Origin of the sequence: Streptomyces sp. NPDC049837 (genome assembly GCF_040674455.1) — a bacterium.
GTDB lineage: Bacteria > Actinomycetota > Actinomycetes > Streptomycetales > Streptomycetaceae > Streptomyces.
Map to the genome: position 1 here is coordinate 238635 of NZ_JBFAMP010000003.1, position 25739 is coordinate 264373.

Consider the following 25739-nt stretch of genomic DNA (forward strand, 5'->3'; position numbering starts at 1 on the left):
GAATCCCCCCACGTCGATGGCAGGATGCTACGCCTGTCAAGTACTGCTTGACCAGCGGCCGGTGAGAAGACGGTGAAAACGAGACCACCCCGTCACCGAAGTGACGGGGCGGTCCGTTATGTGCTTCTGATACGACGTCAGTCGTTGCCGTTGCCGGCCGACGGGGTCGTCTTCTGGATCTGGAGCAGGAACTCGGCGTTCGACTTCGTCTGCTTCATCTTGTCGAGCAGCAGCTCGATCGCCTGCTGCTGGTCGAGCGCGTGCAGCACCCGGCGCAGCTTCCAGACGATGCCCAGCTCCTCGTTGCCGAGGAGGATCTCCTCCTTGCGCGTACCGGACGCGTCGACGTCGACGGCCGGGAAGATGCGCTTGTCGGCGAGCTTCCGGTCGAGCTTGAGCTCCATGTTGCCGGTGCCCTTGAACTCCTCGAAGATCACCTCGTCCATGCGCGAGCCGGTGTCGACCAGCGCGGTGGCCAGGATGGTCAGCGAGCCGCCGTCCTCGATGTTGCGCGCGGCGCCGAAGAAGCGCTTCGGCGGGTAGAGCGCGGTCGAGTCGACACCACCGGACAGGATGCGGCCGGAGGCGGGGGCCGCGAGGTTGTACGCACGGCCCAGGCGGGTGATCGAGTCCAGCAGGACGACCACGTCGTGACCCAGCTCGACGAGGCGCTTGGCGCGCTCGATGGCCAGCTCGGCGACGGTGGTGTGATCCTCGGCCGGGCGGTCGAAGGTCGAGGAGATGACCTCGCCCTTGACCGACCGCTGCATGTCGGTGACCTCTTCCGGACGCTCGTCGACGAGGACGACCATCAGGTGGCACTCGGGGTTGTTGTGGGTGATCGCGTTGGCGATCGCCTGCATGATCATGGTCTTACCGGTCTTCGGCGGGGCCACGATCAGGCCTCGCTGGCCCTTGCCGATCGGCGACACGAGGTCGATGATCCGCGTGGTCAGCACACCCGGGTCGGTCTCCAGACGGAGGCGGTCCTGCGGGTAGAGCGGGGTCAGCTTGTTGAACTCGGGGCGGCCGCGGCCGGAGTCGGCGGCCATGCCGTTGGCCGAGTCCAGGCGGACCAGCGCGTTGAACTTCTCGCGGCGCTCGCCCTCCTTCGGCTGGCGCACGGCACCGGTGATGTGGTCACCCTTGCGCAGGCCGTTCTTGCGGACCTGGGCGAGCGAGACGTACACGTCGTTCGGGCCGGGCAGGTAGCCGGAGGTCCGGATGAACGCGTAGTTGTCGAGGATGTCCAGGATGCCCGCGACGGGGATCAGGACGTCGTCCTCGGAGACCTGCGGCTCGCCGGCCTGGAAGTCGTCGCGGCCACGACGGCCACGGCGGTCGCGGTAGCGCCCGCGGCGACCGCGACGGCCGCCCTCGTCCTCGAAGTCGTCCTGCGGGCCGCCCTGGCCCTGCTGGCCGCCCTGGCGCTGCTGGCGCTGGCCGCCCTGCTGGTCGTCGCCCTTGCCGCCGCGGTCACGCTGGCGGTCGCGCTGGCGGTCCCGGCGGTCGCCACGGCCCTCGCCGCGCTCGCCGCGGTCACGCTGGCGGTCGCGACGGCCGCCCTCGGCGGTGTCCACGGACGCCTCGGCCTTGGCCTCCGGCTGCGCGTCGGTCTTCGTGTCGGTCCTGGCCTCCGTACGGACGTCGGTGCGCACCTCGGTGCGGACGTCGCCCTCGGGGCTGCCGGCCGGCGCGGTGGCACGGCGACGGCGGCGCTCACCGGCGGGCTGGTCCTCGCCCGCGGCGGCCTGCTCCGACGGGGCCGACTGCTTGGGGGACGGCTGACCGGGGATCTCGATCTGCTGCTGCGCCACGGCCTTGTCGGCCTTGTCGGCGGCCTTCTCGGCCTTGGCGGCGGTCTTGTCGACGGCCTTGTCGGCGGCCTCCTCGCCCGTACGGGCCTTGGAGGTGGCGCGGCGCTTCGGCTTCGTCTCGGCGGCTCCGGCCGCGTCGGCGGCCTTGGGCGCGGAGGCGCCGCCTCCGGCCTGCGCCTCCTTGATGACCTCGATCAGTTGGCTCTTGCGCATCCGCGCGGTGCCCCTGATGCCGAGGCCTGACGCGACCTGCTGCAGCTCGGCCAGGACCATGCCCTCGAGGCCGGTGCCGGAGCGGCGGCGCCGTGACGTGGTGCCAGTGGCAGCACCTGCGGCGGGCGCGGCGGTGTCGACACTGTTGTCGGCAGTCACGCCCATCAGATCGGTGGTGTCGCTCACGAAGGGTCCTTCCCTGGAGCGGACGTCGGCCTTCTGGCTCGGCGACCGGTTGTGCTGTCCGACAGCGGTCCTTGATCGGTGGACCGAGTCGGGGCGGTGGTCCCGCCGGGTACGGCGGAGAAGAAAAACGTGCTTGGGTCCGGCCCGAGGCCCCCTGCTCGGCCCGCTCCTGGGAAAAGCGAGGGGTGTCGCGCGCCGGTTCCGGAGCGTGCTCGAAACTGCTCAGGCAGGCTGCTCAGGCAGTGGAGGAGGCTCCCGGAAGAATGGTGGTCCCGGATGGGGACACTCAGCACCGCGCCACAAAGACGTCGGGTGCAGACTTGAGGTTAACACTACCGGCTCCAACAAACATTCCCCCTCTCCAACACCGGCAACCGTGTTACTACGGGGCGAGCGGCAGAACGCTCGCGCCCGAGACGTCGAGGGCCAGCCTGTTGGCCGCCCAGCCCTCGCCCGCCAGCCGCGCGACCTTCTCGGCCGCGCCGTCCTCGGCCAGCGCGAGCACCGTGGGGCCCGCACCGGAGATGACCGCGGGAACACCGTCCGCACGCAGTCGGTTCACAAGCGCGATGCTCTCCGGCATCGCGGGGGCCCGGTACTCCTGGTGGAGCCGGTCCTCGGTGGCGGCGAGCAGCAGCTCGGGCCGCCTGGTCAGGGCCTCGACCAGCAGGGCCGCCCGGCCGGCGTTGACGGCGGCGTCCACGTGCGGGACGGTGCGCGGCAGCAGGCCGCGGGCGGTCTCGGTGAGGACCGGCTTCCCGGGGACGAAAACCACCGGAACGATGGAATCGGCCGGGTCCATCCTGATCGCGCGGGCCGCGCCGCCCTCGGTCCAGGCGAGCGTGAAGCCGCCGAGCAGGCAGGCGGCCACGTTGTCGGGGTGGCCCTCGATCTCGGTGGCGAGCTCCAGCAGCGCCGCGTCGTCGAGCCTGGCGTCGCCGCCTATGGTCACCGCCCGGGCGGCGACGATGCCGGCGCAGATGGCCGCCGAGGAGGAGCCGAGGCCACGGCCGTGCGGGATGCGGTTGGCGCAGACGACCTCCAGGCCGCGCGGCTGCCCGCCGAGCAGGTCGAAGGCCGTGCGCAGGGAGCGTACGAGCAGGTGGCTCTCGTCGCGCGGGAGGGTGTCGGCGCCCTCTCCGGCGATGTCGATGTGCAGCCCGGAGTCGGCGACCCGGACGACGACGTCGTCATACAGCCCCAGCGACAGGCCGAGGGCGTCGAAGCCCGGGCCGAGGTTGGCGCTGGTGGCGGGAACGCGCACCCGGACGGCGGCGGCGCGGAACGCGGGACCGGCCATCGCTCGATGACTCTCCTTGAATCTGACGACGTAGGTTGTCGCGGTTTTCGAGGTTTCAGGGATTTCGGGGGTTTTACGAGAAGTACGAAGACCCATGGGCCGCAGCGGCATCAACGGCAACAGCACCGCGGCATATGCGGCGGGGCGGGTTCGGTACAGCCTATCGAAGGAAGGTTCTGTGGCGACATAGGGCGCACAGGAGGCGCACGATGCGTGTCGCGAGCCTGCCCGTGCTCCTGTGTACGGCGCCGTACGGGTTGCGGTTTTCAGCCAATCTTCGCCCTTGCGCACGGCGGGGTCTCCGCCCGGTGCGCGCCTGGCGCCGGGCCCGGACCTGGCCGAGACCCGACGCGGCGGGACGGGGCCGGGACCGGGGGGAACCGGCCCCGCTGCCGCTTCGGCGCAGGGCTCAGACCAGGCCCAGCCGCTCCGCGGCCGTGGCGGCGTCGACGGGGACGGTGACCGGCTGGGGGGCTCCGGCGACGGCCCAGTCGGGGTCCTTGAGGCCGTTGCCGGTGACGGTGCACACGATCGTCTGGCCCGGGTCCACCTTGCCCTGCTCGGCGGCCTTCAGCAGGCCGGCGACGGAGGCGGCGGAGGCGGGCTCCACGAAGACGCCCTCCTGGGAGGCCAACAGCCGGTAGGCGCGCAGGATCTCACGGTCCGTCACCTCGTCGATGAAGCCGCCCGACTCGTCCCGCGCGGCCAGCGCGTACGTCCAGGAGGCCGGGTTGCCGATCCGGATCGCGGTGGCGATGGTCGACGGGTCCTTGACCACCTCGCCGCGCACGATGGGCGCGGAGCCGGAGGCCTGGAAGCCCCACATGCGGGGCGTGCGGGTGGAGACCTGGTCCGCCGCGTACTCCTTGTAGCCCTTCCAGTACGCGGTGATGTTGCCGGCGTTGCCGACGGGCAGGACGTGGATGTCGGGGGCGTCGCCCAGCATGTCCACGATCTCGAACGCGGCGGTCTTCTGGCCCTCGATACGGACCGGGTTGACCGAATTGACCAGCGCCACCGGGTAGTTGTCGGACAGCGCGCGGGCCAGCGTCAGGCAGTCGTCGAAGTTGCCGTCGACCTGGAGGATCTTGGCGCCGTGGACGAGGGCCTGGCCCATCTTGCCGAGGGCGATCTTGCCCTGCGGCACGAGGACGGCGGACACCATGCCCGCACGGACGGCGTACGCGGCCGCCGAGGCGGACGTGTTGCCCGTGGAGGCGCAGATGACGGCCTGCGCGCCCTCCTCCTTGGCCCGGGTGATGGCCATGGTCATGCCGCGGTCCTTGAAGGAGCCGGTGGGGTTGGCGCCCTCGACCTTCAGGTGGACCTCACAGCCCGTGCGCTCGGAGAGCACCTGCGCGGGCACGAGCGGCGTGCCACCCTCACGGAGCGTGACGACCGGGGTCGTGTCCGTGACCGGCAGCCGGTCGCGGTACTCCTCGATGATTCCGCGCCACTGGTGAGTCATTGCTGGTTACTCTCCTTCGACCCGCATGATGCTGGCGACACCACGCACGGTGTCGAGCTTGCGCAGCGCCTCGACGGTCCCGGAGAGGGCGGCGTCGGGCGCGCGGTGGGTGACGACGACGAGGGACGCCTCGCCGTCCTTGCCCTGCTGGCGCACCGTATCGATGGATACGCCGTGCTCGGCGAAGACCGTCGCGACCTGGGCGAGGACGCCCGGCTTGTCGGCCACGTCGAGGCTGATGTGGTACCGCGTGACGACGTCGCCCATGGGGCTGACGGGGAGCTGCGTGTACGCGGACTCGCCGGGCCCCGTCGCGTCGTTGAGGCGGTTGCGGCAGACGGCGACGAGGTCGCCGAGGACGGCGGACGCGGTCGGCGAGCCGCCGGCACCGGGCCCGTAGAACATGAGCTGCCCGGCGGCGTCCGCCTCGACGAAGACGGCGTTGTACGCGCCGCGCACGGAGGCCAGCGGGTGGCTGAGCGGGATCATCGCGGGGTGCACGCGCGCGGTGACGGACTCGCCGTCGGCGGCGCGCTCGCAGATGGCGAGCAGCTTGATGGTGCAGCCCATGCGCTTGGCGGAGGCGAAGTCGGCGGCGGTGACCTCGGTCATGCCCTCGCGGTACACGTCGTCGAGGCGTACGCGCGTGTGGAAGGCGATGCCGGCCAGGATGGCGGCCTTGGCGGCGGCGTCGAAGCCCTCGACGTCGGCGGTCGGGTCGGCCTCCGCGTAACCGAGCGCGGTCGCTTCGTCGAGCGCTTCCGAATACCCGGCCCCGGAGGTGTCCATCTTGTCGAGGATGAAGTTCGTCGTGCCGTTGACGATGCCCAGGACCCTGTTGACCTTGTCGCCGGCGAGGGACTCGCGCAGCGGGCGGATCAGCGGGATGGCGCCGGCGACGGCCGCCTCGTAGTACAGGTCCTGGCCGTGCTCCTCGGCGGCGGCGTACAGCTTCTGGCCGTCCTCGGCGAGGAGCGCCTTGTTCGCGGAGACGACGGACGCGCCGTGCTCGAAGGCGGTGGTGATGAGCGTACGGGCGGGCTCGATGCCCCCGATGACCTCGACGACGACGTCGATGTCCCCGCGTTTGACCAGGGCGGTGGCGTCGGTGGTGATGAGCTCCTCGGGGATGCCCTCACGCACCTTGGAGGGCCGGCGGACGGCGACGCCGGCGAGCTCGACCGGTGCGCCGATACGCGCCGCGAGGTCGTCGGCGTGCGTCGTCATGATGCGCGCCACCTCTGAGCCGACCACTCCACAGCCCAGCAGCGCCACCTTCAGCGGACGCGTACGCATCATCCGACCTCACTTCTCATACTTCTACGGTGTGGACCAGTCTCACTCACCGGACGGAAGTTTCTCCCTTCCGTCCGGATTATGAGACATCTATTTCATTAACCGACATCGAGACGCAGAAGATCTTCCTCTGTCTCGCGCCGGACGATCACGCGCGCCTCACCGTCGCGGACGGCGACGACGGGCGGGCGGAGTACGTGGTTGTAGTTGCTGGCCATGGAACGGCAGTACGCGCCGGTCGCCGGTACGGCGAGCAGGTCCCCCGGCGCGATGTCGGCCGGCAGGAACGCGTCCTTGACGACGATGTCGCCGCTCTCACAGTGCTTGCCGACGACCCGGCTGAGCATCGGCTCGGCGTCGCTCGTACGCGACACGAGCGCGACGGAGTACTCGGCGTCGTACAGGGCGGTGCGGATGTTGTCCGACATGCCGCCGTCGACACTCACGTACGTACGCAGCCCGGCGAGCGGCTTGACCGTGCCGACCTCGTAGAGCGTGAAGGCGGTGGGCCCGACGATGGCGCGGCCCGGCTCGACGGAGATGCGCGGCGTACGCAGCCCGGCGGCCTCGCACTCCCTCGTCACGATCTCGCGGAGCGCCTTGGCGATCTCGTGCGGCTCGCGGGGGTCGTCGTCGGAGGTGTACGCGATGCCGAGGCCGCCGCCGAGGTCGATCTCGGGCAGCTCGACGCCGTGCTCGTCGCGGACCTGCTTGAGCAGCCCGACGACCCGGTGGGCGGCCACCTCGAAGCCGGAGGTGTCGAAGATCTGCGACCCGATGTGGGAGTGGATGCCGATGAGCTCGAGCCCGTCGAGCTTCAGCGCGCGCCGGACGGCCTCCGCCGCCTCGCCGCCCGCGAGGGCGATGCCGAACTTCTGGTCCTCGTGGGCGGTGGCGATGAACTCGTGCGTGTGGGCCTCGACGCCCACGGTCACCCGGATCTGCACCTTCTGCCGCTTGCCGAGCGACTGGGCGATGTGCGCGACGCGCACGATCTCCTGGAAGGAGTCGAGCACGATCCGGCCGACGCCGAGGCGTACGGCCCGCTCGATCTCCTCGGCGGACTTGTTGTTGCCGTGGAAGGCGATCCGCTCGGCGGGCATCCCGGCGTCGAGGGCGGTCGTCAGCTCGCCGCCGGAACACACGTCGAGGTTGAGCCCCTCTTCGTTCAGCCACCGCACGACGGCGCGGGAGAGGAACGCCTTTCCGGCGTAGAACACGTCCGCGTCCGGGCCGAAGGCGTCGGCCCAGGCGCGGCAGCGGGCGCGGAAGTCGGCCTCGTCGAGGAAGTAGGCGGGGGTGCCGAACTCCTCGGCGAGGGTGGTGACAGCGATCCCCCCCACGGTCACGACACCGTCCTGGTCGCGCCGGACGGTCCGGGCCCAGACCTTCTCGTCGAGCGCGTTGAGGTCGGTCGGCGGGGCGGTGTAGTGGCCCTCGGGGAGGACATCGGCGTGACGGGGCCCTGCGGGGTGTGCGGAACGGCTCATTTCTCTCTCACAAGTAGTCAGGGGCGCTGATGCCGAGCAGGGCCAGGCCGCCGGCCAGCACCGTCCCGGCGGCTTCGGCGAGGGCGAGCCGGGAACGGTGGGCGGCCGAGGGTTTCTCGTCACCGAGGGGCAGCGCGGTGTGCTGGAACGCCAGGAACGCGTCGGCGGTCGTCTCCAGGTGCCGGGCGACCCGGTCGGGGGCGCGGTGGCGGGCGGCGGCTTCGAGAGCGGCGGGGTGATCGCCGAGAGCGGCCAGGAGGCGGGGCGCGTCGACATCCTCTTCGTACGCGGGCGTGATGTCGAGCTGGGCGGCGTTACGGAGGAGGGCCCGCGCCCGCGCGTGGGCATACCGCACGGTGAACAGCGGGTTGGCCTCGCTCTGGGTGAGCAGCCCTTCCGGCGCGAGCGGCCGGTCGTGCGCGGCGGGCCGGAGCAGCGCCCAGTGGGCGGCGTCGCGGCCGAGGGCGTGGACGTCGTACGTGACGGGCACGGGGCGGAGGGTGACGGGCTCGGCCTCGTCGCGTAGGACCGCCCCCTGCGCGGCCAGGAGCCTGCGCACGGCGTCTGCCACGACCACGGCCCGGGCGTCGCCGGGGTGCACGATCCGGAAGGCGCGCCCTTCCAGGGAGGCACCGTGCCCGTACCGCTCGCGCCGGTCGAGGATCTCCCGCACCAGGGCGCGGCTGCCGCGGTCGGCGAGCGTGATGTTGAGGAACCCGGGCCCGGTGATCTCGACGCGCTCGATGCCCTCGGCCTCGGCGATCCTGGGCCGCAGCACCTGGGCGACGCCGAGCGGCTCCATCCCGGCCTCCCGGGCGAGCTGGAACGCGGCATTGGTGGCCCAGTCCCCGCACCCCCCGGGCCGGGGCCGCTCCACCTTGACCCGCTCGGGCACCCGCGTGTGCGCCCGCAGCGCACCCTCACCGACCGCGCGGCGCACGGCGTGCAGCACGGTGAGGGAGAGATCTGCGGGGGTCACGGGACAAGCGTATGGGAGGAGGCCGCCTCGGGCGGAACCGGTTTCGCCATGCGGGCAGCGGTGGCACTGAAGCGGTGCCCGCCTGGCCCGGCCCCTGCCAGCCCCTCGGCGGCCCCCCTCCCGGTCCCCCCGCCGGCTCTGCCGACCATTTACCGGGCACTGCCAGACCCTCGCCAGCCCTTGGCCGACCCTCTCCCGGTTTCCCTGCCGACCACTTGCCGGGCTGTGCCCGACCCTCGCCAGGCCCTAGCCGGCCCTCGACCGGTTTCCCTCCCGGCCCTCGACCGGTCAGCCCCAGGCGCTCCCGGCCCGCCCGGCACCCCGCCGGCCGTCGAGCGGCGGCGGCGTCTCCCGGTGCCTGAGCTGCCGCACGAGCCGCACCAGCTCGGCCGGCTCGAACGGCTTCGCCAGGAACGCGTCCACCCCGGCGGCGAGCCCGCTCTCCACCTCGTACTGCGTACACGCGCTGATGATCGCCACCGGCAGGTCCCTGGTCCGCGGATCCTCCCGCAACCGCTCGGCGGTCCTCAGCCCGTCCAGCCTGGGCATGACGACATCCAGGGTCACCACGTCGGGGCAGACCTGATGGACCACGTCCAGACACTCGGCACCGTCGGCCGCGGTCACGACCTCGAAGCCCTCCAGCTCGAGATTGACCCTGATCAGTTGCCGGATGACCCTGTTGTCGTCCACGACGAGCACCCGGCCGGACACGCCTGACACAACTCGAGAGTAGGTCGCCCTCCTGCCCTGCGTCCGGGTTTTCCCCACTTCCGCCCCACACGGGCGACCCTGCCTGCCCCGCCCCGCGGAAATACCTGTTCACAGCCACCGCCCGGGAGCTGGTAGGGTTCTACCCGTCACCGCCGAACACGGCGGAACGCCCCCGTAGCTCAGGGGATAGAGCAACGGCCTCCGGAGCCGTGTGCGCAGGTTCGAATCCTGCCGGGGGCACAGAAGCCGGAACAGCGTGATCACCCCGCTGACCAGCACATGTGCCAGACGTTGAGAGCCGGACCCAGTCCCACTGGGTCCGGCTCTTTGTCGTTGCTACTCACTGATCGCGAGTGAGGGGCGAGTGAACTCACGCAGGACAATCTCCGCCCGTACCGCTTCTCTCTCGTGGACCTTCAGGAGCCAAAACCAGCTCTCTCGACGTGACGGCGGCCCATCATGGCGGGATGAGTCGTGGGCAGAGGATTGTCGCAGGCGGAACGTTGTTCGCAGTCGGGGCCCTGTCAGCTACCTTCGCGTTTCTGAGCTGGGATCGTGCCAACCAGGTCGCAGGAGTGATCTCAGCCCTGGTGAGCGTGATCGCCTTGGGGGCTGCTATCTGGGCCTCGGTGGCTGGCGGGCAGCGCTCAACAGTCATGGCCACCAGGACAGGAAGCGCCAAGGCGAGCGGCGGGAGCGCCAACACCGGCATTGTGCACGCGGCGGGTCCACCTACCGCTGAGGACGTAGTCGCCCAGCACACAGGAGACGCCGAGGCGGATGAGGGGGAGGCGAACTCCGGGGTACGTCTGCAGTGATGCTGCTATACCGCAGCGCACCGTTGATTGCAGCGACTTGAGAAGGCGGCGTTGGTAGTGGGGGACCGGGTGAGAGACACAGCGCAGCACCTGTCCGCGAAGGGGACAGGACATTCGAGTGCTACAGGGCCGGGGGCTTTTGCGAACAGTGGAGTCGTCTACAATCTCTCGCTTCCCCCATTTCGTCCGGCTGAGTCGGGCTACCTGCATCAAGTGCGCCGCCTGGGTGCCGCAAACTTTCGGGGCCGCTCAGAAGAACTTGAGCAGATGGCTTCGTTCTGCACGGCAGAAGATGGGGCCCCAACGTACTGGCGCTGGCAAGCGCCTCCGTGGGCAGGGAAGACAGCGCTCATGGCCCAATTCGCCCTGCACCCGCCTCCGGGGGTAAGGGTTGCGGCCTTCTTCATCACTGCGCGCTTGGCTGGCCAGAGCGACCGCAGCGCCTTCTGCGATGTCTTGCAGCGCCAGCTGTACGCGATTCTCGGGGAGGAGGAGCCGCCCTGTACTGAGCACACGCGAGATGAGCAGTTGCTGACCGCCTGGGAGCGCGCGGCCCATCACTGCGCGAGCCGTCGACAGCGCTTGGTCGTGCTGGTGGACGGACTTGATGAAGACCGTGGTGTGGTGGCCGGACCGGACAGCTACAGCATCGCGGCGATACTGCCAGTACATCCCCCCCACGGCTCACGGGTTCTCGTGGCTGGGCGCCCCCATCCACCCGTGCCTGACGATGTCCCATTCGACCATCCGCTACGAGTTGAGGCGACCACCCATCGGCTGGACGTCTCGGAGCATGCCGAAGCGGTGCGGCGAGACGCGGAGGCGGACCTGCTTCGGCTCTTGCAGGAAGAAGGGCTTGCCCGGGAGCTAGTAGGGCTGATTTCAGCCGCCGGCGGCGGTCTGAGCACTAAGGATCTTGCACACTTGTCCCAAACGTCTCCACGGATGGTAAGCCGCCATCTGAGCGCCGCAACGGGCCGAGTGTTCCGGACTAGTAGCCCACACTGGGCGGCTCCGCAGCAGGACAATGGCGCTGGTGAAGAACTGTATCTACTTGGCCATGAGGAACTTCAGCAAACAGCGCTTGAGTTGCTCTCCCCCATTGAGCTTGCATCATTTCGGCAACGCCTGCATGCGTGGGCCGATCACTACGACGAGTTGCAATGGCCACATGACTCCCCTGAATATCTCCTGCGTGGATACGGACGTCTACTCCAGGACAACGCGGAAACTGAACGCTTAGTGAGGCTCGCTACCAACAGAAATCGCCATATGCGCCTGCGCCACGCTGCAGGAACAGACCGCGAAGCCCTGTCGGAGATTTCCTTCGCCTTCGAACTCATCCTTGCCGACAGTCGCACATCAGCGCCCAATTTGCATAATGCAATTTCACTTGCCGTATGTCGTGACTCTCTGCACGACAGCAACAGGAATCTTCCAAAAAATCTGTTGACATTATGGGCCAGGCTGGGACTGACTGAACGCGCCACCAATCACGCGTTCGCTCAGCGCACGCCGGACCTCAAGGCTGACGCCTTGATTGCCATCGCCGAAGCCCTCGTTCGTGAAGGTGAGCGCAACAAGGGACTTGCAGTGCTAGATGAGGCCGCCACCCTCTTAGACGATATCTTCGAGGATGACATTCGCGCGGAGATCCTAGCAAAAATTGCTCACACTCTCATAGGAGCAGGCTCCGTCAGTCAGGCTTTGAAGCTCATTGACGACGCTATAAACTTGGCACGAAAGATTGCAGATCCCGGCCTGCAGGAAGAACCCCTGGCTGCCATCATCGAAGCTCTCATGAGGGTGGGCGAATACCGGCGCGCCATTAGCGTTTCTGGCTCGTATCTTAAGGAGGACCGCCAAGCCTATGCGCTGAGCAAGATCGTGAAATTTTTGGCGGGAGATCGACGCTGGGATCAGGCCCTTGACCTGGCGCACACCATCACGAGACCCCAACAAAAGACATATGCCCTAATGCACATATGCCTTTCGTTGACAGAGGCGGGATGCAAGGCGCAAGTTGGGCAACTTATGGGCGATGCCATCCGCTCCGCTCAGAGCCTTGCAGACCCAAGTCGGCGGGCACACACCCTCGCGCGGCTCTCACGAGCTTTTGCAAAAATGGGCGAACATTCGCGTGCCACCGAGGTGGCCAACGAGGCATACGAAGCCTCACACGCTATCCGCGACGCTAAAAGCAAAGCCTTCGCACAAGCGGACATTGCGGAATCCCTGGCCTTCGCGGGGCACCATAATCGCGCTATCGCTACGGCCCGTAACCTACCGCCGGACTCTTGGGCCGGGATTGCCCTGTCATCCATCACAGGCATACTGGCGGAGGCAGGATTGCATGATGACGCGCTCCGACTCGCCGAGACGATCATTGAACCTCCGCAACGTGGACGGGCAATCTCGCACGTGGCGAAGTTTCTAGCAGAAGCTGGCGAACACGAGAAAGCCATATCCACGGCCCGTCGAATCGCAGATGCGAGGACTCGCATGGGAGCGCTTTGTTCAGTGGCGTGGGCAACTGCGAACGAAGGCAGTGACAACCTGGCCCTTCAACTCGCGGAGGAAGCTACCACGTTGGGGCAGTCTATCCGTGACCTGACTGATTACATCTCAGCCCTGTGCAGGCTTGCGGAGCTTCTAGCCGAGGGTGGACTTACAGATACATCCCTATCCCTGACTGAAGAACTTAAAAGCCTTACAGCGAATAGCGAGCCCTACTGGCAGGACATGGCACATGTTTCGTCTGCTCGTGTTGCAGCTTTGGCCGGCCGACATGAAGCATGCCTTTCCCATATCGCGAGTATCACTGATGCTTATTCTAGGATGTGTAGCCTCACCGAGAATGCCATTACTCTCGCCCAGCAAGGCAATAACGGCCAGGCAAAGAAGATGGCCACAGAAGCGATTTCCCTCTCCCGCGAGCGCGGCCCGATGGAGTGCGCGATCGGCATCGCCGAAGCCGCCCAAGCTCTGAGGCAGGCTGGAGAAATTGACGATTCCACTACACTGTTTGACGAAGCAACTACACTAGCCCGCAACCTCAGCGACCCAGGCGAGCGAGCTATGGCATTTTGCTACGCAGCTCAGAATTTGGCCCATTCAGAGATTCACGACAGCGCAGCGAAACTCACTGACGAGGCGGTCCTTCTAGCCAGGGAGATTCGGGACATTGGTTTGCAGGAACACATCTTCAAGCACGCCGGAGAAATTTATTGCACGCTTGGCGAGCATGTGAAGGCTAAGAGCCTGCCTGCTTTGATAGGCGACCCAGAAGTGCACGCCGAGACAACGATCTTCACACTTCACATGCTCGCTCGAGCGGGTAAGCACAAACTGGCCACCGAGCTTGCTCAAACCATCACACAGCCCGATGTGCGCCTCCGGAGTGCAAGTGTGCTCGCTGCTACTGCTGGGGAAAGCGTTGCAGCCCGAAGAGCGCTCACGGAAGCACTCCGTGTTAACCGCTGGCAAGAGACCGTGAAGGAAATTGCATGCGTTGGGGTGGAGTACCTGGCTACGTGCGCATCACAGGTACGGCACGTAGCCTGTGCTTCACCCCCAGAGAATCCACCAGGGCCTGCGCGCCGTTAGTGCTTGAGCCCTCTACCCAGCACCCGTTGTCCAACCCATCGCTTTCGCGATCTTCGCGTTGTTCAATTCCTCATGGCCGTCTATGCAGCCTTCGTATCGGCGATGGATGATCTCTGGCGAGTTGCCCGCACGGCGGGCCACCTCTGCCACCGGCACACCTGCATTGAGCCAGTTGGTGATGCAAGTGTGCCGGAGATCGTAGGGCCGGTGCGCGAGTGGGGATTCCACCTTGTCCGGTGGAAGGGCGATGGGCCGGGCTTCCTGCCAGACCCTCCAGTAACTGGAGGTGCCCAACACACCACCACGCTCATTGGCGAAGAGTCTGTTCATCGCGGGGCTTCGCCAAGACTTCTCCTAGGGCACGAGGTGGGATCGTCCGCCGGTCGCCACAGAAACCACGAAATACACAGAAACCTGGGACAGGCCCGCTGACCTGCATGAACTGCGCTGCACAGGGCCTGGTGCGGGCTGCCACAGAAGTCGCGGGAAGTCCCACAGAAATAGGAGGGCCGGAGCGAGCCCGTATTTGTGTGGGACTTCTGTGGGTTTCTGTGGCAGCCGCCCAACCGCAGCCGCGGGGCCCGTTTGTGCAGGTCAGGAGCGGCTCAAAGCGATCTCTGTGATTCTGTGGTTTCTGTGGCGGGGGGTCAGACAGCCGGGTCGCTCATACAGGGGTGGATGAGGTAGCGCGGGGACGGTGGCCGGCCCCTGCCTCCGGTGCGCAGGACGGGCTGGCAGCGGATGTATCCGTGGTCTTCCAGCAGGTTGAGCGCGGGGTCGAGGTCGGCAACGGTGGGGAACTCCGAGCGGGAGAGCTTCACCATGAGGTCGCGCTTGCTGACTTCGCTCCACTGCTGGGTGCGCAGCAGCTCCAACACGGTGTGGGCGCGGCTGGCGGTGTGGTCGGCTCCCATGAGGTCGAAGACCGCCAGGGCGTGACCGGTGAAGTAGTCGGTCAACTTCACCGCCGCGCGCATGGTGTCCGCGCTGACCGGCTCCGTGTGCCCGTTGCTGGGGTGCGCGGCCAGGTGCAGCAGACCAGCCAGGCGGCACGTGGCGCCGCCCAGCTTGTTCGCCCAGTTCTGGACGTGGGCGAGATCTCCGCCGCGCTGCCGCAGCCGGGGTTCCTGCCGCTTCTCGAACGCCACCAGCACCTCCCCGGCCTCCGGGGAGAGCTGGAGCACGGCCGGGTCTGTCCAGTCCGCCAAGGACATGGTCAGAGCGGTGACGTGCTCCTCGTAGGTAGCGGCCACCGCGTCGGGGATGGGCTCGGGAAGGATGTTGCGGTAGCCCACGAGGGACTTGGGCAGCGAGTAGAGGAACCGGGCCAACAGGCCCCGCTCGTCGGCTCCCCTGATGCGGCCGATGTCCTCCAGGACGCCCGGCTGCACCGTCAGACCCATGGTCAGGGCGGGGGCTTCGATGAACTCTTCCCGGCCCCGGCGGTCCACCCGCAGCCGGTCGCCTGCCTGCCCGCGCAGGAACACGTCCAGGTTCGGAGTGCCGGAGTAGCGCCCGGCGATGATGTCGAAGATCCCGCCCTCCGCCGACATGACGGAGAGCCTGCCGCCCTGTTCGGCCAGCAGTGAGGCGATGACCTCCGGGGTGGCGTCATCGGCAAGCAGACGGGGCTTGGCAGGCACCGTGACCGACTCCGCAGCCTGGGCCAGGCTGATGGCCTCGGCCACGAGCTGATCGCGCTTGTCAGCGTCCGCGCGGGCCGCCTTGGCTGCCGCGCTCTCCGCGACTTCCTTGGCGAGCCTGGCGGTGATCTCCGCTTCCACGATCCGTCCGGCCGACTGTGTGACCAGCAGCGCCTCACAGCGGTAGAGCGGGTTGGCCATCAGGTTGAACACCGCGCTCTTGCGGTTGCCCGGCGGCAGGGCGACGACCACGAACACCTTCGTGGGCTCCCGCCACCGGCCCCGGACTTGAACCACGGCGCGGCCACCGGCAGCGGTGCCCAGCACCGCGAGCGCGAGAGACCCTGCCATGTCCACCGGGGTCTGCGTCTCCTCGGCGACCGCGCGCACGTAGTCGCCCAGCCAGGCCGGGAAGACCTCCGTGGGAAAGGCCGGCAGTTCCCGGCGGGCGGTGAGCGGGATCGGCTCCTCCCACGGCGCCTCCGCTGCTACAGCCGCGTCCAGAGCCTCGAAACCGGCCCACAGCTCGGAGCTGCCCACAGGCTGTGTACTCATGCCGCACTCACCTCCACAGCCCCGCCCCGGACGAGACCGGAGCGGATCGCGGTACGGCACTCTCCGGCAGGCAGGCCGATGGACTGCCCAGCGCTCAGCAGCTCACCGGTCACGTCGGCCTCGGTGAGATCGCCGGTGCGGATGAGCCGTGCGAGGGCGTAGGCGGCGAAGTACAGAGCACGATTACGACCGCCCTGGCGGGCGGACAGCACCTTTTCCAGCTCCCTCCGCAGCGCGGTGGTGCTGTAGGCGGTGGCGTTGCGCATCCGGGCCGACAGCTCCGACAGCGGCATGGGGGCCGGAGCGGGCTTGGGGGTGAGCAGGTCACTGAGCCACGCAGGGAGGGAGGTCGCAGGCGCGTCGTGAATGACCTCGTACGGTGCTCCGCCCACCATGCTGCCAGCAGCAACCACGTACCCGCCCCAGGCCCGGGTGTCCACCTTCCACCCCAGACTGCCGCCCGTGCTGCGCAGCGTCTTTCCCTCCGGGGCGGCGAAGTACAGGTGCTGCCCGCCACGGCGGGTGCGCACCGTGAACGTCTCGGTCGGCAGCCGCTCTCCGGCGCGCTCGCACAGGGCGGCGAACACGTCCAGGCCATCGTCCATCCCCTCCCACTCGGCCGGGGCGGTGTCGCTGTCGTCCTTGGGGATGTCGAGGTCCACCACCACGAGCTGGGCGGGGCCGGTGGCGATCCCGACGTTGTACGGCGCTGTCTGCCAGCACGCGGTGATGTGCTGCGGGTCGCGGGTGGCGCGCTGCTCTGGGGTTCGGTGCCCATCGGCGCACCGGCCGGTGCGAGGGCAGTCGCGCTCCGGGTGCCCGGCCGGACGCTTGTCTCCGGGCCGCAGCGGGAAGACGGGCCAGCCACGTTCGGCGGCGTCCAGGGCGGCGCGCAGCAGCGCCGGCGCATGGGTTGGTGTCATGCTGGGGGTTCTCCTGTTTCTGTCGAAGGGACGGAGAGCCGGGGCGGTCGCGGTCTTGTGGTGAGAGGCGACCGCCTCGGGCGTATCTAGTGGCCGTTCTTGGCGGTGTCGATCTCGGGCATGGTGGGCAGCCCGATTCGGGTGAGCTGGGCGGGGTCGAAGCCGGGCAGCACGGCCCGGGCGGTGAGTGCGGCGGCAAGGGCTTCGGCGTAGGCCGCTCCCTCGCGGGCCACCTCGATCTGCGCCCCAGCCCTGAGGGCTTCGACGCGTTCGACGTGGGCGTGTTCCTCCCGCCGCTCAGCGATGTGCCGCTCGTAGGCGAGGGTTTCGCGTCGGTCGGTGCGCCAGTAACGGGCGGCCAGGCCGTAGGCGACCGTGGTGGCCAGGGCCCACAGCAGGAGCGGCAGCGAGACTCCGTCGGCGTATCCGGCCACGCCTGCCAGGGCCAGACCACCGGAGGCGGTGAATGCCGTCCCGGTGATCGCGGAGTCCCCCAGGCGTCCGGCCGCCACGGTGCCGACGGTCGCGGCCCCGGTGGCGAGCGCGACCATCAAGGCAGCGTTGCCGACGGAGTGTTCGGCGCCGTTGGCGTTCCAGATCCGGCCCAGGATCAGCACCGTGGACGTGGCCACGGCGGGGGCCGCCTTCGGGGCGGCCAGGGCCAGCCAGTGGCGGGCCACGATCGGTTCGTTCACGACGTGCCTCCTTCAGAAGTCCGGGATGGCGTTGATGACGGCGGCAGTCAGCTCGGTGATCGGGCCGGAGGCGCCGGTGGAGGCGAGGAAGAAGCCGAACATGGCGGCGATGAACGCGCTGCCATAGCCGAGCGACTTGGAGCGCAGCAGCATGAACAGCACGAAACCGAAGACCAGGACGAGGGAGACGGTGACGCCCATGGCGGTTACCTCCTAGCAGCGGCGGGCGGCGCGGGCGTCCTCGCGGGCCTGGGCCGTCTCGCGGATGCGGTCGATCTCGTTCTCGATGCGCTTGCTGGACTTGCCGCGCGACTGGCGGCGTACAGCCTTGACGGTCAGGGCCAGAACTCGGGCGGACTCGCGCAGGTTGTACGGGTCCTTGTCGGTGAGAGCCATGACTTCGGTCGCCTCCTTGGGCGGTTGGGGAAGGGGGTTAGCGGGTGCCGTCGCGGTGGATGCGCATGGCGACGTTGAACCAGTGGCGGCCGACCCGGATGCGCTTGCGGTCGCCGTGGCAGCGGCGGCAGGTCTTGCCGGGCCTGAGCCGTCCGCGCCGGTCGGTCTTGAGCGCGTAGCCGAAGCCCTTGCACTTGCGGCAGTCGCCGAACGGCGAGGCAGCACACAGAGCGGCATAACAGAGCGTGAACAGCAAGGTCAGCAGGCTAGCGGTGACTATGAGGGTCACAAAGGGCCTCCCGAGGCGGTTTCAGGGTGTGCGAGGGGAAGCCTGCTAGGCACTAGCAGGCTGATCAGGACGTATATGGGTCGCTAGCGGGGGTGCTAGACCTAGCAGGGGTGGCCGCTAGGTCTAGCGACCCTTCGGCGCTAGCTCGCGTCCCGCTTTCCGTCACGCTCCGCAATCGCTGCGGTGAGCTTGGCGCGTTCGAAGCCGCGCCGGTTGGCGCCCTTGCCGTCCTCGGTCTTGCCCCACACCTGGCCCGTGGGGACGCCGTACGGCTTGAGCGCGGAGGTGAGCTGTTCGGGCTCCCAGCCGCTGTAGACCTCCGGCCGCAGCTCCGCCAGGCGCGCGACGGCGACCTCGTTCCACACCTTCGGCTCCTCCACCGGAACCACGGCCAGCAGGTCCCGCAGCAGGTCGTAGCTCGCGGCGGCGTCCACCTCCGGGGCCTGCCCGGCGGCATGGCCGGTGAGCGTGCCGGCGTCCTCGCGGAGCTTGCGGGCCCGGGCGGCGATCGCCTCCGCGATGACCGCGTCCACGTAGACACTGCGGACGATGCGGGCGTCACTGCCTTCGCCTACGAAGTAGTGGATGCCCTTGTCTCCCCAGGCGAACATCGTGGCCCGCACCCCGCGCTTGTAGGAGCCGGTACCGAGGACCATGTCGTTCTCGATCTGGCCCATGACCTTCATGCAGAAGCGGGTGGAGGCGTTCGCGCTGATCCCGGTCGGCAGGGACTTGGAGTCCGGCCGCTGGGTGGCCAGCAGCAGCGTGATCCCCGTGGCGGGGCCACGCTTGACCAGGTCGGTGCAGATTTCCTCGAACTCCGCCCCGTACTTGGGGTGTTCGAACCACACCTGGCACTCGTCCACCCCGATCACGATCGGGTGCAGTCCGAGCTTCGGCTTACTGGCCAGCTCGCTGGTGACCTTGGACTCCGGGCAGATGTCGCGGGGCAGGGAGCGGATCATCTTCGCCCGGCGGCGCAGCTCCTCACGCAGCGCTCGCAGGTCGTGGATGGCGTACTCGATGTCCTCGTCATCCTCACCGGCGCGGTGGCGGTGGGAGCACTTCTCCCCCACGGGGTCGAGGTCGCCAGTGCCCTTGAGGTCGTAGGTGTGCAGCTCGGCCCGGGGGTCGAGTGCGGCGATGAGCAGCAGCAGCCGCAGGAGGAACGTCTTGCCCATGCGGGGGATGGCGCCGACGATGCCAGCGATGTACATGAGGGTGACTTCGACCCAGCGTCCGCGCTGGTCAGTGCCGAAAGCCACCGGCTTGAACAGGTCCACCGACCCGGACTTGGCGAGCGGCCAGGCGGGCTGCTTGGCCTTGGACATGTCCTGGTCCCCCACCCACAGCACCAGTCGCCCGGTGTGCTCGTCCGGGACCGCTTCGGGCCACACGCAGCCCAGTGGGCGGCGCAGGCCGGAGGCCAGGCGGTCGCGGCGGTCCATCACGTCCGAGACCGTCACGCCGTACGGGAGGTCGCCCTCCGCGCGCCAGCCGGGGCCGTCGCGGGTGATCGGAGCGGTGAACACGAACCCGTCCCGGCCCTTGGCGATCGCCTGGTTGATCTGCGAAATCGACAACGCGGCCAGGGCACGCAGGACGATGTCGCTGGTGAGCTTCTGCGCCTTGGGCAGCTCCACAGCCCGGTTGATGACCGGCGCGTCCTCCGCCTGGCCCGCGTAGCCGAGCGCCATGACGACCGCGCCGACCGACACCGTGAGCAGCCAGTCCGGGGCGAGGACGTACAGGGCGAGCCCGGCGCCCAGGCCGATGAACGAGGCCAGGATGACCACCAGGGTGCGCAGCCGTACCCGGCCGTCACGCTGGCGCGAGAGCTTCAGGTAGGTGGCGGCGTCCTCCTTCTGCACCATCGCCAGCCGTACCGGCTCGCCCTCCTTGTCCGCGACCCACCGCATCGTGCCGCCCAAGAACTTTGCAGCCCCGCGCGGCGACTGCATCGCCAGGCGGGCGGCGTAGGCCGGGGAGCGGAAGGCGTGGTAACCGGCCTTGTGGCCGTAGTGCTTGGCCACCCACGTCGCAGCCGTCTTCAGTTCGGCCGTGGACTTCAGCCAGGCCGGGACGATCGGGCGGCGCACGGCGCCCGCCAGGCGCCCGAGGTAGCCGGGGCCCTTCTGCTCCGGCCCGTCCACCATAATGCGGGCGGTCGGGTCCGGCTCCGGGGCCGGGTCGGCGGCCGACTGGCGGGCGGAGCGGGCCTTGTCCAGGTCCACCACCTCGGCGCCCGTCTCAGGCGCGGTGTCGCTGGTCATTTCGGCTTCGAGCCGGTTGAACAGTTCGCTTTCGTCGTCGTGGTTCACTGCTGACTTCCTTCCGGAAACGGGAGGGGTTGGAAGGGGCCCGGACGGCGCTTTGGTCGGCCGACCGTCCGGGCCCCGCTGAGCGAAGTTCAGGCGGCGAGCTGCGGCGCGTCGGCGCAGCTCACGCACATGCCGAGCGAGGTCGGGATCACGTATCCGGCATCCCGCCGGCACTCCGGGCAGACGCGGCGGGCGGTGTTCGCCTTGGCGAGCGCCGCCCACTTCGCCGAGGTCATCGGCCGGACGGGCTTGGCCAGGTCGAGGCGGTACAGGTAGGCCACGCGGAGGGGGCTTGTGCCCTTGCGCCAGTAGCGGCGGGAGTACCAGAGCACTTGCGCGGCGACTTCCTGCCCGCCGGGACGGAGCCCGCGGGCGCGGAGCTGGCGGCGCGCGGCCAGGCCCTCGGGCGCCATCCGCCAGGGGAAGGTGGGGACGCCGTAGCGCTCGCCGGTGGGGTCGTACAGGCGTCGGCGGGCGGCCATTACGCGGCCGTCGCCTCAGCGCCCCCGGCGCGCTCGACCTTGAGCGTGTCGCGCAGCATGCGGCCGTTGGCGGCCGACGTACGAACCGCCTTGCGGATCGCGTCAGCGGTCAGCCCCTCGTCGGGCCAGTCGGCGGTAACCGTGCGGGCCTGATCCAGCAACTCCTGAGGGCTGCGGGTCGGCCGGGTGCTGCGGGCCGACTCAGGAACCCGACCGGTCGCCCGGCGCGGACCCGACTGCACAGCGGCGACCGACTTTGCCGGCACCGACTTCGGTGCTTCAGTCGGCAGCCCCAGACCCTCCAGGACCCGTTCCCGGGCCAGTGCCTCAGGAGTAGTCGAGTCGGGGCCAGTCGACTCCGCGTCGGCCAACCGGAGACCGGAAGTCTCCTCCGCAGTCGGCCCCGCTTCGGGGGCCGACTCATGCAGGTCAGACCCCAACCGATTTGCGGGTTCCTTCACCGATTGATCACGGTTTGTGATGTCGGTGTGAGGTTGCGGCTGGTCCGTCGCGATGGCGAGCCGTTCGCCGGTGGCGGCAACGGAGAACATGCCCGCCAGGGCGGCGTCCGCGCCGTGCGTAATGCGCTCGCGCTGGATGTCCAGCAACAGCCCACCCAACGACTCATCCCCCAGACCGACCTTCCGCGCCAGCCTCCAGGACTTGCGTACCGACTGCCTCTTGACCCGCTTGTCCGGGTGGTTCGCGGCGCGGGCCTGGTGGTACGCGAGGGCCCGCACTACGGCGGCGGCCTTCGCTGCCGCCTCGGCATCGCGGCCGTCCTGGTGGACGACGATGCGGCGGGCAAGGAACGCCATGCCCTCCGCAGACACGCACATGCCCATCGGGGTCACCGCGTAGATCACGGTGCGGCCGGGGTCGTCGGCAGCCATCGCAGCCATGACCGACGCGGCGGCAGGCAGCGCCCAGAGGCCCATGCGGATGATCCAGGGCGAGGACTGCCCCAGCATGGTCAGCCCGAGAAGCACCAGGGCCAGGACAGCGGTCGCGCCCTCACCGGCCGCCACCGCTCCCAGAGCCGTCCCCTGGCCGTAGGCCCCGCTGATGTTGCTGTAAGTGCCCCAGCCACCCGCGATGCCCGTGGCGAGCATGGGCACGAACGCAGCCGTCAGAACGACCTTCTGCGCGGTGGTCAGGGGCTTGCGGGTGGTCATCACGCCACCTCCTGTCCAGTGCCCGGGCGCCCGGCGCGGCGGCCGTTGACCGTGGCGCGTGCCGGGTCGAGTCCTTCGGCGACGTACCAGCCGCCCCCGGACTCCTTCGCCACGTACATCGCCTCATCCGCCCGCCGCATCAGCGCGGGCAGGATGCCGGCCAATTCGTCCTCATGGCGGATCGCGCCGATGGAGGCGCCCAGTTCCACCGACTCTCCGTCGAAGGTGAACGGCTCGCACAGCGTCTCGTGCAGGTCCTCCAGAGCCGACAGCAGATCCACGTGGTGCGCGGTGGTGACAACGGCGGCGAACTCGTCCCCGCCCAGGCGTGCCGCGCATCCGCCCATGCGAATCGCCCAGTCGTTCAGCCGTGCGGCGACGATGACCAGCCCGACGTCCCCGGCCGCGTGACCGTGGGTGTCGTTCAGGGCCTTGAAGCCGTCCAGGTCGATGACCACCACCGTCGTGAGGTGCTTGCGCAGCTCACGTCCGGCGCGGGCCTCGAACGCCTCACGCCGCATCAGGTTCGTCAGCGGGTCACGGCGGGCGGCCTGGATCCGGCGCCGCAGCCGCAGGCTGTGAACCGACCATCCAGCCGCGAGCGGAAGCGCGGCAGCCAGTGTGCTGAGTGTCTGGCTCATGCCGCTGCCTCCGTCCCGGCGGAACGGCCGGCGGTGCGGGCAGCACGGAGGAACGGCACCGTGCGGGTCAGCGCGTCGGCGTACAGCGCGTCCCACCCGGCGACCTCGTCCCCGGCCTCACCCTCGGCGGCCAACTCCGCGATGACCTCACGGGCCACGTCCAGGCGGGCCGCCCGCTCCTCGGCGGTCTCAGGGGTGAGCGGACCCCGGAACAGGTCCCGGTCGATGCCGGCGGGCAGCTCGTCCAGGCCGAGCGCCAGCTCCGCGAACTCGATGGCGTTCAGCACGTGGTGTGTGCCGATGTACGTACGCATGCTTGGGCTCCTGTGTCGAAGGGACGGAACGGAGCCGGGGCAGTCGCGGTCTTGTGGTGAGAGGCGACCGCCCTGGCATAAGACCCCGTGCCGCGTGTGCGGCGGGGCGGCGCCCCGGCCGGGAGTCGAACCCGGCTACGCGGGGCGGTGCTGCTACTGGCCGTTGACGTCGTCGATCCTGACGTTCTTGGCCCATCCGTCGCGGTGACGGACCAGCGTGAAGTAGTTGCCGCCGACGTCCGTGATGCGGTGCGGCTCGCCCCTGTACTCGACGTCGGTGCCGACCTGGTCCACGTTCGGATGGCGGGGCTGGGTGATCCGGCGCATGTCGCCTCCTCCTGGCAGCGGCCTTGTTGCCGCAGCACCCCGGCCGGGAGTCGAACCCGGCCTACGACCATCGGGGCGGTTCGACCGCACGTCAGCACAAGACCCGCGAGGGGCTTCGACAGGCGGTGCGGTCACGACGGTCATCACCCGGCCGTCACGGGGACGGGGCGCCACCCCCGTCGATCAATCTCGTCACGCTGTTGAGTTCTCAAGGACCGATCACTTCCGACAGGCGCGGTAGCCCTGAGGGGCTCCCGTCTCCACGGGGCCGTGCCGGAGCTGCAAGCGAGTTACCTAGGTAACTCACTGAAGAGAAAGTTACCTAGGTTGCTTTGATGGGTCAACCTCTCCGGTCAAGCCGAGGAAGGTGACCTAGGTCGGATAGGCTCTAGACATGGACTGGAAGCCTGAAAAGCCCCCGACCGCCAAGGAGATTGCGGCCAAGTTCCGAGACTCCATCGCCCGGGGCGTCTACCCGCCAGGCGGACAGCTCCCTGGTGCCAAGGGCCTCGCCAAGCATCTGGGCGTCGGGCTCATGACGGTGCAGAGCGCCTACAAGCAACTGGCGGAGGACGGCCTTGTCTTCGGTCGTCAAGGCAGCGGCACGTACGTGCTCGACCCGAAGAAGGGTGACCCCACCGCCCAACAGACGGCCTTGGGGCTGCGTGAACTCCAGGACCAACTGACGCATGTCACCTCCCAGCTCTCCGAACTTCGTGACCGAATCGAACGACTGGAAGCCGAGCGATCCCGCCGTCCTGACGAGAACCAGTAGGCCGCAATCCGCGCCGCTGCGCAGTGGACAGGGTTAACACCCGCGCGCTGTTACCTGTTAACTCCCCATGTCAGACGCCCTATTGTCATGATGAGTGTCCGCCGCATCGCCTGACGCCTGGGGAAGCGATGAAGACGAAGTTGCAGGCCGCCGGCGTGGCTCGGGGATGGTCCCAAGCCCAGTTAATGGACGCCTTGGAGGATGCCGCCGAACGCCTCGGCATCGAGTTGCCCTCCCGAACCAGCCTGAAGACACAGGTGTCGATGTTCGAGAACGGCCGGCGGGAACCCGGAGCGGACTACCAGGCGCTGTTCAGTGAGGTCTACGAGGCAACCCGTGCCGAGCTTGGGTTAGCCCTGGAAACCGCTCCGCCCCAGCTGGATGCCCTGCCCCGGCAGACGAGCCTCCGCATTCCCTCACCAACAGCGACTCCTGAGGTCCTCGGATACCTGAAGTCGGTGTTCGTCCAGCACGCACAAGCTGAGCCCCTTGTGGGGCCGCGCTTCCTCGTGCCGGCCGTGCAGAGTCAGGTGCCACTGATCGAGGAGCTGTGCAAGGAGGCTTCAGGTCCCCTCCGAGAGGACGTGGTCCGTGTCGGTGCCCGGTACGCGGAGTTCCTCGGCTGGCTCCACCAGGACACTGGTGATTCCGAGTCCGCGATGCTCTGGACGAACCGGGCCCTCGACTACGCGTCCGAACTGGACGACCCAGTCCTGAGTGCCTACGTGTTCCAGCGACGCAGCAACATCGCGGCGGAGGCCGGGCAGGCGGGCTACGCGATCGGGCTCGCCAATGCTGCTCTGAAGCATGCGCGGGCACTCCCCAGCCAGGTGCAGGCAGTTGCTCTCCGGGCCCGGGCCAACTCGCACGCGCTCCTCGGGCAGGCCGATGATTGTGCCCGCACGCTCGATGAAGCTCGAGCCATCGCAGACAAGGGCGGGGATGACAGCGATGGTCTCGCCGGGTACTGCTCCGTCGCCTACATCGAGATGGAGGCGGCGAACTGTGCGATTCAGCTTCAACGCCCGCAAGAAGCGGTGGAGACCCTGGAGGCGAGCTTGACCCACTGGCCGGCCGAACAGCAGAGGGATCGCGGACTCTGCCTGGCACGCCTGGCCACAGCGTATGCGCAGCTCGAAGACGTAGAGGGTGCCTACAACGCGGCTTCCCAAGCGGTAGCCATTGCCCAGACCACCGGTTCCGCCCGCATCCTCGCCGAGCTGGGGCGCCTTCAGTCCCACCTCAGTCCATGGCGCAAGCTCGTAGAGATCGCTGAACTGATTCGTCTCTTGGGGAGTATGAGAGGGACGTGACCC

At 68.6% G+C, this 25739-nt stretch carries 22 protein-coding genes, 1 tRNA gene and 1 pseudogene; 4 read left to right on the forward strand and 20 right to left on the reverse strand.

Translation table 11 applies throughout. The features are described from left to right. Positions 1-137 precede the first annotated feature (137 nt). The 7 genes from rho to AB0J57_RS09045 all read right to left on the reverse strand — a co-directional run bounded on the left by rho (position 138) and on the right by AB0J57_RS09045 (position 9520). On the reverse strand, positions 138-2216 hold the full coding sequence (gene rho / locus AB0J57_RS09015; protein ID WP_366127363.1) for a transcription termination factor Rho: 2079 nt from the start codon (positions 2214-2216) through the stop codon (positions 138-140). Positions 2217-2598: 382 nt separating this feature from the next. Further along, positions 2599-3516, reverse strand: a complete 918-nt coding sequence (gene thrB, locus AB0J57_RS09020; protein WP_366127364.1) for a homoserine kinase — start codon at positions 3514-3516, stop codon at positions 2599-2601. A gap of 409 nt (positions 3517-3925) precedes the next feature. Further along, a complete protein-coding gene (thrC, locus tag AB0J57_RS09025; protein WP_366127365.1) occupies positions 3926-4984 on the reverse strand; it encodes a threonine synthase in 1059 nt (352 codons plus the stop codon). Between the two features lie 6 nt (positions 4985-4990). Then, entirely contained in the window at positions 4991-6283 is a 1293-nt protein-coding gene (locus tag AB0J57_RS09030; protein ID WP_366127366.1) for a homoserine dehydrogenase, read from the reverse strand. A gap of 95 nt (positions 6284-6378) precedes the next feature. Further along, positions 6379-7770, reverse strand: a complete 1392-nt coding sequence (gene lysA, locus AB0J57_RS09035) for a diaminopimelate decarboxylase (RefSeq protein ID WP_366127367.1) — start codon at positions 7768-7770, stop codon at positions 6379-6381. 7 nt (positions 7771-7777) lie between these two features. Beyond that, positions 7778-8749, reverse strand: coding sequence for an ArgS-related anticodon-binding protein NrtL (nrtL, locus tag AB0J57_RS09040; protein ID WP_366127368.1), 972 nt, complete (start codon positions 8747-8749; stop codon positions 7778-7780). A 288-nt stretch (positions 8750-9037) separates the two neighbouring features. Then, complete coding sequence (locus AB0J57_RS09045; protein WP_366127369.1) at positions 9038-9520, reverse strand: response regulator; 483 nt, start codon at positions 9518-9520, stop codon at positions 9038-9040. Positions 9521-9631: 111 nt separating this feature from the next. Here AB0J57_RS09045 and AB0J57_RS09050 point away from each other — a divergent pair. Both AB0J57_RS09050 and AB0J57_RS09055 read left to right on the forward strand, forming a co-directional pair. Beyond that, positions 9632-9703, forward strand: a tRNA-Arg gene (locus tag AB0J57_RS09050). A gap of 995 nt (positions 9704-10698) precedes the next feature. Beyond that, positions 10699-13887: a hypothetical protein gene (locus AB0J57_RS09055; protein WP_366127370.1), complete on the forward strand. Its 3189-nt coding sequence runs from the start codon at positions 10699-10701 to the stop codon at positions 13885-13887. A 12-nt stretch (positions 13888-13899) separates the two neighbouring features. Here the strand turns inward: AB0J57_RS09055 and AB0J57_RS09060 are convergent. From AB0J57_RS09060 to AB0J57_RS09120, 13 genes and pseudogenes are all read right to left on the reverse strand, one after another. Then, a pseudogene (locus tag AB0J57_RS09060) lies at positions 13900-14211 on the reverse strand (site-specific integrase); the annotation flags it as partial. A 323-nt stretch (positions 14212-14534) separates the two neighbouring features. Beyond that, positions 14535-16085 (reverse strand): YfjI family protein, encoded by a 1551-nt coding sequence (locus AB0J57_RS09065; RefSeq protein ID WP_366127371.1) that lies wholly within the window; start codon positions 16083-16085, stop codon positions 14535-14537. Beyond that, complete coding sequence (locus AB0J57_RS09070) at positions 16082-17008, reverse strand: bifunctional DNA primase/polymerase (RefSeq protein ID WP_366127372.1); 927 nt, start codon at positions 17006-17008, stop codon at positions 16082-16084. The genes AB0J57_RS09065 and AB0J57_RS09070 overlap by 4 nt, the downstream gene beginning before the upstream one ends. Positions 17009-17094: 86 nt before the next feature. Beyond that, positions 17095-17703, reverse strand: coding sequence for a hypothetical protein (locus AB0J57_RS09075; RefSeq protein ID WP_366127373.1), 609 nt, complete (start codon positions 17701-17703; stop codon positions 17095-17097). A gap of 12 nt (positions 17704-17715) precedes the next feature. Then, a complete protein-coding gene (locus AB0J57_RS09080) occupies positions 17716-17904 on the reverse strand; it encodes a hypothetical protein (protein WP_366127374.1) in 189 nt (62 codons plus the stop codon). A 12-nt stretch (positions 17905-17916) separates the two neighbouring features. After that, entirely contained in the window at positions 17917-18099 is a 183-nt protein-coding gene (locus AB0J57_RS09085; protein WP_366127375.1) for a hypothetical protein, read from the reverse strand. 37 nt (positions 18100-18136) lie between these two features. Then, on the reverse strand, positions 18137-18355 hold the full coding sequence (locus tag AB0J57_RS09090; RefSeq protein ID WP_366127376.1) for a hypothetical protein: 219 nt from the start codon (positions 18353-18355) through the stop codon (positions 18137-18139). A gap of 173 nt (positions 18356-18528) precedes the next feature. Continuing rightward, complete coding sequence (locus AB0J57_RS09095; RefSeq protein WP_366127377.1) at positions 18529-20709, reverse strand: cell division protein FtsK; 2181 nt, start codon at positions 20707-20709, stop codon at positions 18529-18531. Positions 20710-20798: 89 nt separating this feature from the next. Next, positions 20799-21191: an RRQRL motif-containing zinc-binding protein gene (locus AB0J57_RS09100; RefSeq protein WP_366127378.1), complete on the reverse strand. Its 393-nt coding sequence runs from the start codon at positions 21189-21191 to the stop codon at positions 20799-20801. Beyond that, complete coding sequence (locus AB0J57_RS09105) at positions 21191-22366, reverse strand: conjugal transfer protein (RefSeq protein WP_366127379.1); 1176 nt, start codon at positions 22364-22366, stop codon at positions 21191-21193. Before AB0J57_RS09105 ends, AB0J57_RS09100 begins: the two co-directional genes overlap by 1 nt. Next, a complete protein-coding gene (locus AB0J57_RS09110) occupies positions 22366-23007 on the reverse strand; it encodes a GGDEF domain-containing protein (RefSeq protein ID WP_366127380.1) in 642 nt (213 codons plus the stop codon). Before AB0J57_RS09110 ends, AB0J57_RS09105 begins: the two co-directional genes overlap by 1 nt. Then, complete coding sequence (locus AB0J57_RS09115; protein ID WP_366127381.1) at positions 23004-23321, reverse strand: hypothetical protein; 318 nt, start codon at positions 23319-23321, stop codon at positions 23004-23006. The genes AB0J57_RS09110 and AB0J57_RS09115 overlap by 4 nt, the downstream gene beginning before the upstream one ends. 153 nt (positions 23322-23474) lie before the next feature. Beyond that, positions 23475-23648 (reverse strand): hypothetical protein, encoded by a 174-nt coding sequence (locus tag AB0J57_RS09120; RefSeq protein WP_366127382.1) that lies wholly within the window; start codon positions 23646-23648, stop codon positions 23475-23477. A gap of 394 nt (positions 23649-24042) precedes the next feature. Here AB0J57_RS09120 and AB0J57_RS09125 point away from each other — a divergent pair, with 394 nt between their 5' ends. Then, entirely contained in the window at positions 24043-24423 is a 381-nt protein-coding gene (locus AB0J57_RS09125; RefSeq protein WP_366127383.1) for a winged helix-turn-helix domain-containing protein, read from the forward strand. Between the two features lie 128 nt (positions 24424-24551). Further along, positions 24552-25736 (forward strand): helix-turn-helix transcriptional regulator, encoded by a 1185-nt coding sequence (locus AB0J57_RS09130; RefSeq protein ID WP_366127384.1) that lies wholly within the window; start codon positions 24552-24554, stop codon positions 25734-25736. The last annotated feature ends 3 nt before the right edge of the window (positions 25737-25739 follow it).

Bases quoted from the DNA above. Each gene is read 5' to 3' on its own strand.
- thrB (WP_366127364.1), bottom strand. From the start codon at position 3,516: ATGGCCGGTCCCGCGTTCCGCGCCGCCGCCGTCCGGGTGCGCGTTCCC.
- thrC (WP_366127365.1), bottom strand. From the start codon at position 4,984: ATGACTCACCAGTGGCGCGGAATCATCGAGGAGTACCGCGACCGGCTG.
- AB0J57_RS09030 (WP_366127366.1), bottom strand. From the start codon at position 6,283: ATGATGCGTACGCGTCCGCTGAAGGTGGCGCTGCTGGGCTGTGGAGTG.
- lysA (WP_366127367.1), bottom strand. From the start codon at position 7,770: ATGAGCCGTTCCGCACACCCCGCAGGGCCCCGTCACGCCGATGTCCTC.
- AB0J57_RS09065 (WP_366127371.1), bottom strand. From the start codon at position 16,085: ATGAGTACACAGCCTGTGGGCAGCTCCGAGCTGTGGGCCGGTTTCGAG.
- AB0J57_RS09070 (WP_366127372.1), bottom strand. From the start codon at position 17,008: ATGACACCAACCCATGCGCCGGCGCTGCTGCGCGCCGCCCTGGACGCC.
- AB0J57_RS09080 (WP_366127374.1), bottom strand. From the start codon at position 17,904: ATGGGCGTCACCGTCTCCCTCGTCCTGGTCTTCGGTTTCGTGCTGTTC.
- AB0J57_RS09085 (WP_366127375.1), bottom strand. From the start codon at position 18,099: ATGGCTCTCACCGACAAGGACCCGTACAACCTGCGCGAGTCCGCCCGA.
- AB0J57_RS09100 (WP_366127378.1), bottom strand. From the start codon at position 21,191: ATGGCCGCCCGCCGACGCCTGTACGACCCCACCGGCGAGCGCTACGGC.
- AB0J57_RS09105 (WP_366127379.1), bottom strand. From the start codon at position 22,366: ATGACCACCCGCAAGCCCCTGACCACCGCGCAGAAGGTCGTTCTGACG.
- AB0J57_RS09110 (WP_366127380.1), bottom strand. From the start codon at position 23,007: ATGAGCCAGACACTCAGCACACTGGCTGCCGCGCTTCCGCTCGCGGCT.
- AB0J57_RS09115 (WP_366127381.1), bottom strand. From the start codon at position 23,321: ATGCGTACGTACATCGGCACACACCACGTGCTGAACGCCATCGAGTTC.
- AB0J57_RS09120 (WP_366127382.1), bottom strand. From the start codon at position 23,648: ATGCGCCGGATCACCCAGCCCCGCCATCCGAACGTGGACCAGGTCGGC.
- AB0J57_RS09125 (WP_366127383.1), top strand. From the start codon at position 24,043: ATGGACTGGAAGCCTGAAAAGCCCCCGACCGCCAAGGAGATTGCGGCC.
- AB0J57_RS09130 (WP_366127384.1), top strand. From the start codon at position 24,552: ATGAAGACGAAGTTGCAGGCCGCCGGCGTGGCTCGGGGATGGTCCCAA.